Here is a 14,590-nt window from a genome sequence, read left to right as displayed (position 1 = left end):
CCGGGTCAGACCATCTGCACGCTCAGCGTGCCCAAGCCGTCGACGCCGCCCAGCATCCTGTCGCCGCGCACCACGGGGCCCACGCCTTCCGGCGTGCCGGTGTAGATCAGGTCGCCCGCTTCCAGCCGGAAGTAGCGCGACAGGTAGGCGATGGTTTCGGCCACGGACCAGATCAGTTTGCCGGTGTCGCTGCGTTGCTTGTCGGCGCCGTTGACCTGTAGCCAGATGCCGGCCTGGTGTATGCCCGCAACGGACGCGGCCGGATGCAGCGGGCCGATGGGCGCGCTCTGGTCGAAGGCCTTGCCCAAATCCCAGGGGCGGCCCGCTTCGCGCATCTTCATCTGCAAGTCGCGGCGCGTCATGTCCAGGCCCACGGCGTAACCCCATACGTGTTGCAGCGCGTCGTCCACGGCGATGTTGGCGCCGCCTTTGCCGATGGCGGCCACGAGTTCAATCTCGTAATGCAGGTTGGCGGTCTCGGGGGGGTAGGGCAGCTCCAGCGTCTGGCCATCCGCCACCGGCACGACGGCGTCGGCGGGCTTGCAGAAAAAGAAGGGCGGTTCGCGGTCGGGGTCAAAGCCCATCTCGCGTGCGTGGGCGGCGTAGTTGCGGCCCACGCAGTAGACGCGGCGTACGGGAAAGGCATCCTGGCCGCCGGCCACGGGCACGGCGACGGGAGCGGCGGGAGCAAACACGAAAGGCATGGATCAACCTTTGATCGAAGAGGCGGGAAACAAAGCGGAAAGCAAGCAGAAAACAAGAAGAAAGCGGGCCGCAAACCCCGCGCAGCGAACCGCGCGGCGCGAATCAGCCGACGCGTTCTTCGCGCCATACGCCCAGCGCGTCTTGCACGGGGCGGTCGGAATAGCTGAACAGCGTGGCGTCGTCCAGCGCGGCCAGTTGCACGGGCAGCCACGATGGCGCCACGAAGACGTCGCGCGGACCGAAGTGGAATTCATCTTCACCAATGCGCGCGATGCCCCGGCCTTCCACCACGCTGTAGACGGTGGAGTCGGTGCTGCGATAGGGCTTGCCCTGAAAGCCGGCCGGCAGAAACTGCATGAAGGTGGCCATGGTGGGCATGGGGTAGCCGCCCGTGGCGGGGTTCAGGTAGCGCAGCTTCACGCCGTCCCAGGCGTCCAGTTCGCCGTGTCGATAGAGCGAGTCCAGCGCCTCGCGGCTGCGTTCGTAGGGGTAGTTGAAGATGGGCGAGGTGCCGCTCGACACTTGGTGGCGCACGGGCGCCATGTTGTGGCCAAAGCGCGCCATGCTGTCGCCTTCCGGGCGGGTCACGGGTTGGGCGGCTTGCGGATAGTTTTCGGCAAAGCCGGCATCCAGAAAGCGCAGCAAGGGAATGTCCAGGCCATCCAGCCATACGACGGGCTCGCCGCCCTCGACGGTGTCGGCATTGCCGTGGTCATGCCAGGTCCAGGATGGCGTGATGATGAAGTCGCCCGGATGCATGGTGGTGCGCTCGCCGTTGACGGCGGTGTACGCGCCCCGGCCTTCGACGATGAAGCGCAGCGCCGATTGCGTGTGGCGGTGGCTGGGCGCCACTTCGCCGGGCAGGATCAGTTGCAGGCCCGCGTACAGGCTTTGCGTGATGCTGGCCTGGCCCGGCAGGCCGGGATTTTCCAGAATCAGCACGCGCCGCACGGCTTCCTCGGCGGTAATCAGCGAGCCGGACGCCATGACGTCGTCGCGCACATCGTCGTACTTCCAGATGGCGGGTACGCAGCGCGGGGCGGGCTGGCGGGGCACCAGGTTATGCAATGACTCCCAGAGCGGAGCCATGTGTTTCTTGGCGATGCGGGCGTAGTAGTTGCTGCGGTCGGCGCTGGTGGTGTGGCCGTCGGGCATGTTTGTCTCCGGTATGTCCGGCTTGATGCCGGCTTCTACAGGTGGCCGCCGCGTGGTTCGCGGCTGGTCCAGGTTCGAAGACGATTATGCGTAGAACAGCTATGTGTTTTGAAATGAAATTATCTTATTATCCATACCGATAACCATATACATACGAGACAACCCCCCACGGATGAGGGCCTGCATGGACTGGACCCACCGCCTGCGGCTGCGCAATTTGAAGATGCTGTTGAGCTTGGCGCAGACCCGCAACATCAGCCATTCGGCGGCCATGCTGAACACCACGCAGCCCGGCCTGTCGAAGTGGCTGAAAGACCTGGAAGACGATATCGGGCTGCCGCTGTTTGAGCGGCATGCGCGCGGCTTGCGTCCCACGCCGCATGGCGACGTGCTGATCGCGCACGCGCAGCGGCTGGAAGCGCAACTGGACCGCGCCGGCGCCGACATGGCCGCGCTGCGCGAAGGCGGTGGCGGCCGCGTGGTGATTGGGGCTTCGGGCGCGTCGGCCTCCGACACCGTGCCGCTGGCGGTGATGAAGCTGTTGGAACGCATGCCGCAAGCGCGCGTGAAGCTGGTGGAAGGCACCACCGACCGGCTGCTGGCGCAATTGGCGCAGGGCGATCTGGATATCGTCGTGGGCCGCTCGGCGCCTGAACATCACGACCCGGCCATTCGCTTTGAAGCGCTGTACCTGGAACCCATCCACCTGGTGGCGCGGCCGCGTCATCCGCTGTTCGCCATTGAACAGTCGACTTGGCCCGAGCTGCTGTCGTATCGATGGATTCTGTGGCCCAAGGGCACACCGATCCGCAACGCGGTGGACGCGGCACTGGCGGCGGCGGGGCAAGCGCCGCCGGCCGATCACGTGGAGTCGAATTCGGTCACGATCAACCTGACGCTGATCAACAACAGCGACATGATCGGCGTGGCCTCGCACCGGGCGGCGCTGCGCTTTTCGCAGATGCGGGCGATGCGGATCATTCCGGTGCGGCTGTCGGGCTTTGGATCGGTGGCGATGTACTGGCGCGAAGATGCGTTCCGACCGCTGGCGGTGCAAGAGGCCATGGCGGCGCTGCGCAACACGGTCGCGGAACACGCGCCGGGCGTGACGCGGCTGTGATGCCATCGTCCGGCGACAAGCCCCAGGCCGGGCTGAACAAGTTGATCGCGCAGTGCCGCAAGGTAGAGGCAGCGCTGTCCGCCCTGGATGACCGAGAAGACCCGGTGGCGTCATCGGCGATGCATCGCTTCGTGGCCGACATGGACGCCCGCCGCGCGCCGCCCGGCATGTGGTCTCCCTTGGTGCTGGCTGTGCTGGTCATGACGGGCGGCTTGGGCGTGGGGATCGAAGTGCTGAGCCTGTTGTTGCAGTCGGCCGGCGCCGCATGGGCGGCGTTCGCGTTGGTGGTGGTATGCGCGGGCACGGCGTTGGCTTTGGCGATAGGCGTGGTGTGGGTGATGGCGGGCAGGTCAGCCGGATTGGTGGTGGTGAAGTGGCTGGTGCTGGCTTTGGTGACCATCGGCGCGCTAGGCCTGGCCGTATGGATGCAAGGCGGGGTGCGCGCGGCGGGGCCCGTGGTCGCTCTGCTGGGCGGGTTGGGGGCGTGGCTGGTCGTGAACAGCGCAGCGTTCTACGTCTTCGCAGGATACCGCGTGGCGCTACGCGCGACGCAGCGCAGGAAATTCCCAACGTAGGATGGGTGGAGCGCGGCAGAGAATGCAATAGAACGACAATGCCAATCGCGCGAAACCCATCAAGCAGCGCAACAGTTCTTCTGAAGCTTAGCCATATGGCAACCGTTGCATGATGGGTTACGCGCGTTCGGTGCTTGGGTTCTGGGCATGGCCGTGCCGCGCTGCACCCATCCTACGGGTTTGGCCTTGTGCGATGGGTTACGCGCGTTCGGCGTTTGGGTGCTGGGCGCGGTCTTGCCGCGCTGCACCCATCCTACGCCATCCTACCGGGTGGCCACCGTATCCGGGGGGACGGGGTTGTCCCAGCCGCCGCCGATGGCGCGGATCAGGGCTACCGCCGAGCGGGCCTGTTCGCCGCTCAACTGTACGGCAACGCGCTGTTGCAGCAGCACGCTGCGGTCGGCTTCGATCACGTCCAGGTAGCTGATGCTACCTTCGCGATACTGCGTGTGCGACAGCATCGCGGCGCGGGCCGAGGCTTGGACGGCGGCGTCTTGTGCCTTGGTCTGGTCGGCCAAAATACGCAGGTTGGCCAAATTATCTTCGACCTCGCGGAAGGCGTTCAGCACCGTTTGGCGATACACAGCAACGTCTTCCTCATACACGGCGCGAGCGCGGTCCAGGCCGGCCTGGCGGCGGCCGCCGTCGAAGATCGGCATCGACAGCGCGGCGCCCACCAGCGGGCCCAGCAGGAACGTGCGGCTGGACCACTGGAACAGGTTGCCCAGGTCGGACGATTCATAGCCAAAGGCGCCGGTGATGTCCAGGCGCGGGAAGAACGCGGACTTGGCCGCGCCCACGCGGGCATTGGCGGCGGCCATGGCGCGTTCGGCGGCGGCGATGTCGGGGCGGCGTTCCAGCAGGGTGGACGGCAAGCCTGCCGGTATCGATAGCGCTACCTTTTCAATCGGCTGCGGCGGCATTGTGAATTCAGACGGCGCGCGGCCCAACAGCACGGCCAGCGCGTGTTCGGCGGCGGCGCGGCGGCGGTCGATGCCCAGCGCTTCCGACTGCGCGGACGCCAGTTCGGACTTGGCGCGGGCCAGGTCCAGTTCGCTGATGTCGCCGGCGTCGAAACGGCGCTGAATCAATTGCAGCGTGTCGGTGCGCAGCTTGACCGTCTGGTGGTAAAGCTGCGATTCGGCGTCCTGCTCGCGGACCAGGAAATAGGTCGAGGCCACGTCGGCCTGCAAGGCCAGCAGCACCGACCGGTACAGCGCCTCGCTTTGTTGCGCATCGGCGGTGGCGGCGTCCGCGGTGGAGGCCACGCGGCCAAACAGGTCGGCTTCATACGATACGGCGCCTTGCGCGCGCCACGTCGTCACCGGGCTGGTGGACGTGCCGTCGGGCAGGCCTTGCGACACGGCCGACGGACGCTGGCGATTCGGCCCAAAGGCCGCGTCCAGCGTCGGGAAGAAGCCGGCGCGGGCTTCGCGTTGCAGCGCGCGCGACTGCGCCAGGCGGGCGGCGGCGGCTTGCAGGTTCTGGTTGGCCTGCTGCGCTTCTTCTTCCAACTGGTTCAGGCCTTCGTCGCCGAATATCTTCCACCAGGCGCCGCGCAGCGCGTCTTCCGACGGTTCGGCGGGCTTCCAGGTGCCGGCTTCTGACGCGGGCAGGGCCGCTTCCTTGAAGGTCGCCGGCGTGGCGGCGGATGGCTTTTCATACGTGGGGCCCACCGCGCAGCCGGCCAGCACGAGCAGGACGGCAAGCAGGGCGGAACCGCGGGTCAGTCTTTGGATCATGATGAATTCTCTTTGGCGCGCGCCCTGCCTGGTGGGGCAAGACGCGCTGGCTTCTCTTCTGGCCAACTTCAAGCGTGAGTCTGCGTGGTGGGCGGCGCGTTCGTGTCGATGTGCGGCGCGCACTCCGGCGCTTCATGCGGGGCCGCCGAATGCAGCGGCTTGCCGCCCAGCGAGCGCAGCAACACGTAGAACACCGGTGTCAGGAACAGGCCGAACAAGGTCACGCCCAACATCCCGAAGAACACGGCCACCCCCATGGCATGGCGCATCTCCGAACCGGCGCCCGAGGACAGCACCAGCGGCACCACACCCATGATGAAGGCGATGGACGTCATCAAGATCGGGCGCAGACGCAGGCGGCTGGCTTCAATCGCGGCTTCCAGCGGCGTGCGGCCGCTCATCTCAAGCTCTCGGGCAAACTCCACGATCAGAATCGCGTTCTTCGCTGACAAGCCCACCAGCACCATCAAGCCGATCTGCGTGAAGATGTTGTTGTCGTTGCCCGTCAGGTACACGCCCGTCAGCGCGGCCAGGATGCTCATCGGCACGATCAGGATCACGGCCAGCGGCAAGGTCAGGCTTTCATACAGCGCGGCCAGCACCAAGAACACCAACAGCACGCTGATGGGGAACACCCACAAGCCGGCATTGCCCGCCAGGATTTGCTGATAAGTCAGGTCGGTCCATTCGAACTTCACGCCACGCGGCAGCGTTTCGGCGGCGACGCGTTCCGCCGCGGCTTGCGCCTGGTCGGACGAATAGCCGGGCGCCGGGCCGCCGTTGATGTCGGCGGCGGTGTAGCCGTTGTAGCGCACCACCATTTCCGGGCCGAAGGTCTGGTTGACCGTCACCAAGGACGACAGCGGCACCATGTCGCCCGCCGCGTTGCGGGTCTTCAGTTGCAGGATGTCGTCGGCATGCGCGCGGAACTGGGCATCGGCTTGCGCACGCACCTGGAATACGCGGCCAAAACGGTTGAAGTCGTTCACGTACATCGAGCCCAGATAGATCTGCATGGTGTCGAACACTTCCGTCACCGGCACACCCAACTGCTTGGCCTTCACGCGGTCCAGGTCCACATCCAGCTGCGGCACGTTGATTTCATAGCTGGAGAACGCCGGGCCCAGTTCAGGCGTTTGGCGCGCCTTTGCCAGGAAGGCTTGCTTGGCCTTGTCCAGTTCGGCATAGCCCAGCGCCGCGCGGTCTTCCAGTTGCAGCTTGAAGCCGCCCAGCGTGCCCAGACCCATCACGGGCGGGGGCGGGAACACGGCAATGAACGAGTCTTGGATGGCGGCAAACTTCTGGTTCAGCGATGCGGCAATGGCGTCGCCGGAAAGCTCGGCGCTCTTGCGTTCGTCAAAAGGCTTGAGCGTGACGAACACGATGCCGGCGCTGGAACTATTGGTGAAACCGTTGATCGACAGACCGGGGAAGGCAATGGCGGATTGCACGCCGGGTTCTTTCAGGGCGATATCGCTCATGCGGCGGATCACCGCTTCCGTGCGGTCCAGCGACGCGCCGTTGGGCAACTGCGTGAAGCCGATCAGGTACTGCTTGTCCTGCGCGGGCACGAAGCCGCCGGGCACCAGGTACGACACGCCAAGCGTGGCGGCCACCAGCACCGCGTACACGCCCATGGCGCCCGCCTTGCGGCGGATGACGCGCGACACGCCCGTGCCGTAGGACTCGGACGCGCGGCCGAACATGTTGTTGAACCAGTTGAAGAAGCGGCCGAAGACGCGGTTCATGCCACGGGTCAGCCAGTCCGGCTTGTCGTGATGGCTTTTCAGCAGCAGGGCCGACAGCGCGGGCGACAGGGTCAGCGAGTTGAAGGCCGAGATCACCGTCGAAATGGCGATGGTCATGGCGAACTGCTTGTAGAACTGGCCGGTCAGGCCCGTCATGAAGGCCAGCGGCACGAACACGGCGCACAGCGTCAGCGCGATGGCGATGATGGGGCCGCTGACTTCACGCATGGCGCGGTACGTGGCATCGCGTGGACTCAAGCCCGCCGCGATATTGCGTTCCACGTTTTCCACCACCACGATCGCATCGTCCACCACGATCCCGATGGCCAGCACCATCCCGAAGAGCGAGAGCGCGTTGATGGAATAGCCGAACACCAGCAGCAGCGCGAACGTCCCCACGATGGAAACCGGCACGGCCAGCAGCGGAATGATCGACGCACGCCACGTTTGCAGGAACAGGATCACCACCAGCACCACCAGTGCAATGGCTTCCAGCAGCGTGTGCACCACGGCTTCGATACTGGACCGCACGAACTGCGTGGGGTCGTATTCGATGCGGTACTCCACGCCCGGCGGGAAGTCTTGCGCCAGCTCGGCCATGGCGGCGCGCACCTGGGACGACACGTCCAAGGCGTTGGCGCCCGGCGACTGCATGATGCCCATGCCCACTGCCTGCTTGTTGTCCAGCAGCGAACGCAGGCCGTATTCCTGGGCGTCCAGTTCCACGCGGGCAACGTCGGACAGATAGGTCACGGCGCCATCGGGCGAGGTCTTCAGGATGATGTCGCGGAACTCTTCCTCGGTTTGCAGGCGGCCGCGCGTATTCACGTTCAGTTGCAGCGGCACGTCGCCTTGCGTGGGCGATGCACCGATCACGCCGGCGGCCACCTGCACGTTCTGTTCGCGGATGGCGGCCACGACTTCCGACGCGGTCATGCCGCGCTGGGCGACCTTTTGCGGGTCCAGCCAGATACGCATCGAGTAGTTGCCCGAGCCCCACACCGTGACCTCGCCCACGCCCGTGATGCGGGCCAGGCGGTCCTTCACGTTCAGGATCGCGTAGTTGCGCAGGTAGGTGATGTCGTAGCGGTCGTTAGGCGAGATCAGGTGCACCACCAGCGTCAAGGTGGGCGAGCTCTTGGCGGTGGTCACGCCCAGGCGCTGCACGTCCGGCGGCAGGCGCGGCAGCGCTTGCGACACGCGGTTCTGCACCAGTTGCTGCGCCTTGTCCGGGTCCACGCCCAGCTTGAAGTTGACCGTCAGCGTCAGGTTGCCGTCGCTATTGGCCTGCGACTGCATGTACAGCATGTCTTCGACGCCGTTGATGGATTCTTCCAGCGGCGACGCAACGGTCTCGGCGATGACCTTGGGGTTGGCGCCCGGATACTGCGCGCGCACCACCACCGACGGCGGCACGACTTCCGGGTATTCGGAAATGGGCAGTTGGAACATGGCCAAGAGGCCTGCCAATAGCACCAGAATGGACAGCACGCCGGCGAAGATCGGCCGGTCGATGAAGAACTTTGAGATATTCATGAACGTTCTCTGAAGACGCGCGGGCCTTACTGGACTTGGGCCGCGGCGGTCTGCACCGGCGCGCGCTTGGCGGCGACCATGGGCACGACGGTGGGGGTCACGGCGTCACCGGGGCGGATGCGTTGCAGGCCATTGACGACGATGCGGTCGCCGACGGCAAGCCCGGAATCCACCACGCGCAGGCCTTCCTGGTTGGCGCCCAGCTTCACCTGGCGGTAGACGGCGTGGTTCTTGTCGTCCAGCACCAGCACGTAGCGCTTGTCCTGGTCGGTGCCGATGGCTTTTTCATCGATCAGCACGGCGGAGCGGGGCTCGCTGCCGCCCAGGCGCACGCGGGCATACAAACCGGGCAAGAGCGAGCCGTCGGCGTTGTCGAACTCGGCGCGCACGCGGATCGTGCCCGAGTTGGCGTCCAGGCGGTTGTCCACCGACTGCACGAAGCCCGTGCGCGAATAGCCTTCTTCGTTCGCCAGGCCCAGTTGAACCGGCACCGAGCCCGCCTTGTCGTTGCGGGCGGGGTTGACGTACTTCAGGAAGGTTTGTTCGTCCACGTCGAACGATGCGTACATCTTCGACACCGACACCAGGGTGGTCAGCGGCACCGAACCGGCGCCGGCGGCCACCACGTTGCCCTCGGTGACTTCGGCGCGCGACACGCGGCCATCAACCGGCGCTTCGATGCTGGTGTAGCCCAGGTTCAGCTTGGCGTAGTCCAGCGCGGCCTGCGCGCCTTGCAGGTTGGCGGCGGCTTCGCGGGCGGCGTTCTGCTTTTCCTCGAAATCGCGGCGGGCGATGGCGTTGTCTTTCAAGAGGCGCTGGCCGCGCGCAAGATCGGCGGCGGTGTACGACGCGCGGGCCCGGGCGGCGGTCAGGGCGGCGGCGGCGCGGTCTACTTCGGCCTTGTAGGGGCGCGGGTCAATGGTGAAGAGCACGTCGCCCTTCTTGACGATGCTGCCGTCCTGGAAATGCACTTTGGTCAGGGTGCCCGACACCAGCGGGCGGATGTCGACGCGGTCGATGGCTTCCAGGCGGCCCGAATAGCGCTGCCAGTCCACGATGGTCTTGCTGACCACTTCGGCCACTTCCACGGGCGGCGCGGTCGGGGCGCCTTGGGCCATGGCGGCTTTGCCGCCGGCGGGGTCACGGGTCAGGGCGTAGCCGCCTCCGGCCGCCAGCACGGCGGCAAAGACAACGAGCAAAGCAATACGTTTACGCGAAACCATGATGTTTCCTTGAGTGGTATAGGTGCGAAAGCGCGCTTGTTGGCCTGGGGCGGAGGCGGCCGTGGCGATCGGGCATGGCAGTCCTGAGCATCCGTTGGCACCCTGGGTATATTGCGATGCAACATTCAACAGAGTTAGGTTCCCGAGGCAGAAAGCCGGTTGGCGGCTGGCTTCTACAGGGGGACGGAAAGTTGAGGATTGACATGCCCTGTGGGGTCGCCGGGAGGCAAGGGCACTTCAAGATGGTTTGCATTCTGAGTGTTTTGCCGGGCCGGATAAACTCAGTTAATTCGGCAACACTATTCGGCAGGGTTGACTAATCAGCGCAAAAATCGGGTTATGCTCCGTTCACCCCGACTTATTTGCCTAAAAGGACACCGTTGCCATGGACCGTTTTCAGGCTATGCAGGTGTTTGTGCGCGTCGTGGACGCCAACAGCTTCACGCGGGCGGCCGACAGCCTCTCGCTACCGCGCACCACCGTCACCACCATCATCCAGAACCTTGAACGCCTGCTGGGCGTGCGCCTGCTTAACCGCACCACGCGTCGTATCGGCCTGACGCCGGACGGCGCGGGCTATTACCAGCACTGCGTGCGCATTCTGGCCGACGTAGAAGAAACCGAGGCCTGCTTCCAGGAAGCGGCGCTGCGCCTGAAAGGGCGGCTGCGCATCGATGTGCCGACCTGCATCGGGCGGCTGATCCTGATTCCCTCATTGTGTGATTTCCACGACAAATACCCGGACGTCGAGCTGGTGCTGGGCATGGGCGACCGGCCTGTGGACATGGTGCAAGAGGCCGTGGACTGCGTGATCCGCGCGGGCGACCTGGAAGATTCCAGCCTGGTTGCGCGCCGTATCGGCACCCTGCAGACGGTCACCTGCGCGTCGCCCACCTATGTGGCGCGCCACGGCATGCCGCAAACCATTGAATCGCTGCGCGACCATCACGCGGTGCATTACTTCATGAGCCGCACGGGCCGCAACTGCGCGTGGGACTTCAAGGTGGACGGCAAGCACCAGGAAGTGGACATGAAGGGCACGGTGGCGGTGAACGAAGCCGGCGCCTACCTGGATTGCGGCTTGAAGAGATTCGGCCTGATACAAGTGGCCCGCTATATGGCATTGCCCTATTTGCAGTCGGGCGAGCTGATCGAGATCCTGCCGCAATGGAAGCCCAGCTCCACCCCCATTTCAGTGCTGTATCCGCAAAGCCGGCAGTTGTCGCCCAAGGTGCGTGCCTTTACCGACTGGGTGGCGGAATTGTTCGCCGGATGCCCCTTGCTTAGCGGCCGGGACGAGACCGACCCGGCGGCGGCCAGTTGCGGCGTCTATCAACGTCAATTGGGCATGCCCAGCGCCATGACGATGGGGGCGCCGGCGGTGCCGACCCAAGCCCGGCCTCACGCTGAACCCGCGGTGGCCCAAACGTTGCTGGCCCAAACGCCGCCGCGCCGTCGCAGTCCACGCGAAGAGGCGGCCGAGTACGCGCTCTAAGCCCCTGGCGTGGCGCGTCCGGTGGTGCGCCACGCAGCAGGATCACGGGAAACCCCGTAGTAAATACAGGGATTGTGTCCCTCGTATTTTTTGAAACGTCTGTATAGTCCGACAGTCAAAGCCTACAACGCCCTTACTGTCGATCCGCTCTATGCAGCCTGTACTTCCCGCTTACCTGATCGCCCGTTGGCTGCTGCTGCTTGTGCTGTTGGCTGGGGTCTACTTCCTTAGCGGCTTCCTCGTCCCCGCCTTGGCGGCAATGATTATCGGCCTGGCCACTTGGCCTTTGTACCGCCGCCTGGTCGTGCGCTGCGGCGGCCGCACGGCGATAGCGGCTTCCCTGGCCTTGCTGATGGTCATCGTGGTGCTGATCGTGCCGATGTCATTCGCGCTGTCATACGCCATCAAGGAAGCCAGCACCTTCTTCGCCTGGGCCATCGCGGCCAACCGCCATGGGGTGGCGGTGCCTAACTGGATCTCGTCCATGCCGGTCTTCGGCGAACGCCTGGGCCAGTACTGGGAATCCTATATTGGCCAGCCGCACGCGCTGGGCGAATTGGTCGAGGCGGTCAGCGGCGAGCACCTGGGCAACATCTACCGCATGGTGCTGGCGGCCACGGGTAATGTGTTCCAGCTGTTGCTGACTGTGCTGTTCATGCTGATCACGCTGTTCTTCGTCTACAAGGACGGTGTGCGTATGGTGGCCCAGTTGGACGTGCTGGGCGAACGCATTCTGCCGGCCCGCTGGCAGCGTTTTTCGCGCGTGGTGCCGGCCACCATCAATTCCACTGTCACGGGAATGGGCCTGATTGCCCTGGGCGAAGGTCTGGTGCTGGGCATTGCGTATTGGGTGGCGGGCGTGCCGTCGCCGGTGCTGCTGGGCGTGGTGACCGGCTTCATGGCCTTGATCCCGGGCGGCGCACCGCTGTCGTTCACGCTGGTGTCGCTGTACCTGGTGGGCTCCGGCCATCTGGTTGCGGGCATCGCGCTGATGGTCTGGGGCAGTGTCGAACTGTTCATCGTCGATAAAACGCTGCGCCCGCGTCTGGTGGGCGGGCCGGTCAAACTGCCTTTCCTGCCGACGTTTTTCGGGCTGGTGGGCGGTGTGAAGACGATGGGTATCGTCGGCTTGTTCGTGGGCCCGGTGTTGATGGCGCTGCTGGTGGCCGTGTGGCGGGAATGGGTCCACCACGAGGTCCAGGAACGCGAGGCCGGGCGGTCCCAACGACCCTTGCCGCCACAGGTTGAAAAAACTCCTTCCGCCTGACGCGCGGCCCCGGGCGCTTTGGTAATCTAGCCTTCCCCGCGTATACCGGCGCCTGACCGGTACGCGCCTGCCCCGCACGCAGACGCTTCGCAACCGCCGCGGGGTGTGAGGATTGAGATGTCCGGGTTTCTGCATGATGATCAGATAGCCGTCCTGCGCAAGCAGGGCTTTGTGGTGGCCCGCCAGTTCGCGGACCCCAGCCAGGTGGCCGCGCTGCGCGCCCTGGCCCAGCGCCACTTGGCGGAGCATGTGGCGCCCATCGAATACGAAGCCGATCTGCAATACCCCGGCGCGCCCGAGTCGCGCGGGGCCGAAGGCGGCTTGACGGTGCGGCGTCTGTTGAACGCCTACGCCCGCGACCCGCTGTTTGCGCAGTGGGCGACGAACCCGCGTATTGGACAGTGGTTGGTGCGTTATTTTGGCGAGCCCGCCGTGTTGTCCACGGTGCATCACAACTGCGTGATGACCAAGCATCCCGCCTACGGCAGCCTGACCGGATGGCATCAAGACATTCGTTATTGGTCTTTTTCAGACACTGACCTGGTGTCCTGTTGGCTAGCCCTGGGGCCCGAGACGCGCAACAACGGCGGTCTGTCGTTCATTCCCGGATCCCACGCGGCGGCCTTCTCGCCCGAACAATTCGACGACAAGAAATTCTTCCGTGAAGACGCACCGCAAAATGCCGATTGGATTGCGCGCGCGGTGTGCCCCGAGCTTCAGGCCGGCGACGTGGTGTTCTTCCATTGCCGCACGTTGCACGCGGCGCAGGGCAACCGTAGCGATCAGGTGAAGCTGTCGGTGGTGCACACGTATCACCCCGCGTCATGCCAGCCCGTGGCGGGCACCCGGTCGGCATCGCAGCCCGGCGTGGCATTGGTGGCGGCTGCTGGAAGTGATTGATATCTGCTATTAATAATTGAATTACAATTAAATCAAGCGCAATACGCGATGCGGGCCGGCAAATCCCGCATCGCGTTGATGTTTGCGTGGCCTCCCTAGAACTCAATAGGCTGTTCCCCGTGCGCAAAAAAAACATCGACGACACGCAAGAAGAACAAGCGCCCACCGCAACCCGGTCGTCGCTGTTTGTCGGCTCCACTGAAAAAGCATTTCAGGTGCTGCACGCCTTCGACGGGTCGAAACGGCACATGACCTTGGCCGACATCGCGCGTGAGTCGGGTCTGGACCGCAGCGCCACCCAGCGCCTGGTCTATACGCTGGAAACGCTGGGCTACCTGCGCCGCATTCCGGATACGCGCAACTATGGGCTGACGCCGAAGGTGCTGCAGTTTTCGTACAACTATGTGCGTGCTAACGAGCTGATCGACAAGGCATCGCCGTATCTGCTGGACATCAGCCGCACGCTGGGTGAAACGACGAACCTGCAAGAGCTGGATGGCCACGAGATCGTTTTCGTGGCACGTTTCCCCGGCCATCATCTGGTGAATGTGGACATCGCCGTCGGCAGCCGCCTGCCGGCATTTTTTACGGCGTCGGGCACGGCGATTTTGTCACGCCTGTCGGATGAGCATCGCCGCGAGATCCTGGCGCAGACAAGGCTGGAAGCGATCACGCCGTATACCGAAGTGAACCCCGAGAAATTGCTGGACCGCGTGCAGCGCGTGGCCGAGAAGGGTTACGCGATCATCGTGAACGAGACGGTGCTGGGCGATATTTCCGTGGCCGCACCCGTGACGGACCACCGCGGGTTCGCGGTGGCAGCGATCAATATTTCGGTGCCGACGACACGTTGGACGGTAGCCCGGGTCGAAGCCGAATTGGCGCCGCACGTGCAGGTGGCGGCGACATCGATTTCGAAATCGAAGTTCGCGGGGTATTCGAGGTAGGGGGAGGCGGCTGTGATGGGTTCCGTGCGCTAGGCGCCAGCGTTCTTCTGCACGCCCACGCGCACTTCACCCATCCTACGATGCGACGTGCAAGCACCCCGTAGATTCTATGGTTTGGCGCAAGCCTGGCTGGCCATAAAGAGGTTTACATCGAAGGGTTTGCGCGATTTCCATACG

11 protein-coding genes are annotated in these 14,590 nt (G+C 64.7%); 6 read left to right on the top strand and 5 right to left on the bottom strand.

From position 1 onward, the window contains the following. Positions 1-5: 5 nt before the first annotated feature. Both WBR68_RS27980 and gtdA read right to left on the bottom strand, forming a co-directional pair. Positions 6-704: a fumarylacetoacetate hydrolase family protein gene (locus tag WBR68_RS27980; RefSeq protein ID WP_230695861.1), complete on the bottom strand. Its 699-nt coding sequence runs from the start codon at positions 702-704 to the stop codon at positions 6-8. 103 nt (positions 705-807) lie between these two features. Then, positions 808-1,860, bottom strand: a complete 1,053-nt coding sequence (gene gtdA, locus WBR68_RS27975) for a gentisate 1,2-dioxygenase (RefSeq protein WP_230695860.1) — start codon at positions 1,858-1,860, stop codon at positions 808-810. A gap of 184 nt (positions 1,861-2,044) precedes the next feature. Between gtdA and WBR68_RS27970 the strand changes: the two genes are divergently transcribed. After that, entirely contained in the window at positions 2,045-2,980 is a 936-nt protein-coding gene (locus WBR68_RS27970) for a LysR family transcriptional regulator (protein WP_230695859.1), read from the top strand. Next, positions 2,980-3,555, top strand: a complete 576-nt coding sequence (locus WBR68_RS27965; protein ID WP_230695858.1) for a hypothetical protein — start codon at positions 2,980-2,982, stop codon at positions 3,553-3,555. The genes WBR68_RS27970 and WBR68_RS27965 overlap by 1 nt, the downstream gene beginning before the upstream one ends. A gap of 263 nt (positions 3,556-3,818) precedes the next feature. Here WBR68_RS27965 and WBR68_RS27960 read toward each other — a convergent pair whose 3' ends face one another. The 3 genes from WBR68_RS27960 to WBR68_RS27950 form a co-directional block, all read right to left on the bottom strand. Continuing rightward, complete coding sequence (locus WBR68_RS27960; RefSeq protein WP_127185928.1) at positions 3,819-5,297, bottom strand: efflux transporter outer membrane subunit; 1,479 nt, start codon at positions 5,295-5,297, stop codon at positions 3,819-3,821. Between the two features lie 68 nt (positions 5,298-5,365). Then, on the bottom strand, positions 5,366-8,581 hold the full coding sequence (locus WBR68_RS27955) for an efflux RND transporter permease subunit (protein ID WP_230695857.1): 3,216 nt from the start codon (positions 8,579-8,581) through the stop codon (positions 5,366-5,368). 26 nt (positions 8,582-8,607) lie between these two features. After that, positions 8,608-9,804: an efflux RND transporter periplasmic adaptor subunit gene (locus tag WBR68_RS27950; RefSeq protein ID WP_083447275.1), complete on the bottom strand. Its 1,197-nt coding sequence runs from the start codon at positions 9,802-9,804 to the stop codon at positions 8,608-8,610. Between the two features lie 385 nt (positions 9,805-10,189). Between WBR68_RS27950 and WBR68_RS27945 the strand changes: the two genes are divergently transcribed. From WBR68_RS27945 to WBR68_RS27930, 4 genes are all read left to right on the top strand, one after another. Further along, positions 10,190-11,299: a LysR family transcriptional regulator gene (locus WBR68_RS27945; protein ID WP_230695856.1), complete on the top strand. Its 1,110-nt coding sequence runs from the start codon at positions 10,190-10,192 to the stop codon at positions 11,297-11,299. 151 nt (positions 11,300-11,450) lie between these two features. Beyond that, on the top strand, positions 11,451-12,566 hold the full coding sequence (locus WBR68_RS27940; RefSeq protein WP_050445618.1) for an AI-2E family transporter: 1,116 nt from the start codon (positions 11,451-11,453) through the stop codon (positions 12,564-12,566). A gap of 117 nt (positions 12,567-12,683) precedes the next feature. Continuing rightward, the gene (locus WBR68_RS27935; RefSeq protein ID WP_050445619.1) at positions 12,684-13,466 is read left to right on the top strand and encodes a phytanoyl-CoA dioxygenase family protein; all 783 of its coding nucleotides are present in this window, start codon (positions 12,684-12,686) and stop codon (positions 13,464-13,466) included. 119 nt (positions 13,467-13,585) lie between these two features. Next, on the top strand, positions 13,586-14,413 hold the full coding sequence (locus WBR68_RS27930) for an IclR family transcriptional regulator (RefSeq protein WP_050445620.1): 828 nt from the start codon (positions 13,586-13,588) through the stop codon (positions 14,411-14,413). Positions 14,414-14,590 lie beyond the last annotated feature (177 nt).

The organism is Achromobacter sp. JD-1, from assembly GCF_038594925.1.
GTDB classification, from domain to species: domain Bacteria; phylum Pseudomonadota; class Gammaproteobacteria; order Burkholderiales; family Burkholderiaceae_B; genus Achromobacter; species Achromobacter spanius_C.
Note: the sequence above shows the minus strand (reverse complement) of the source record. Positions and strands in the feature narration are given on the sequence as shown.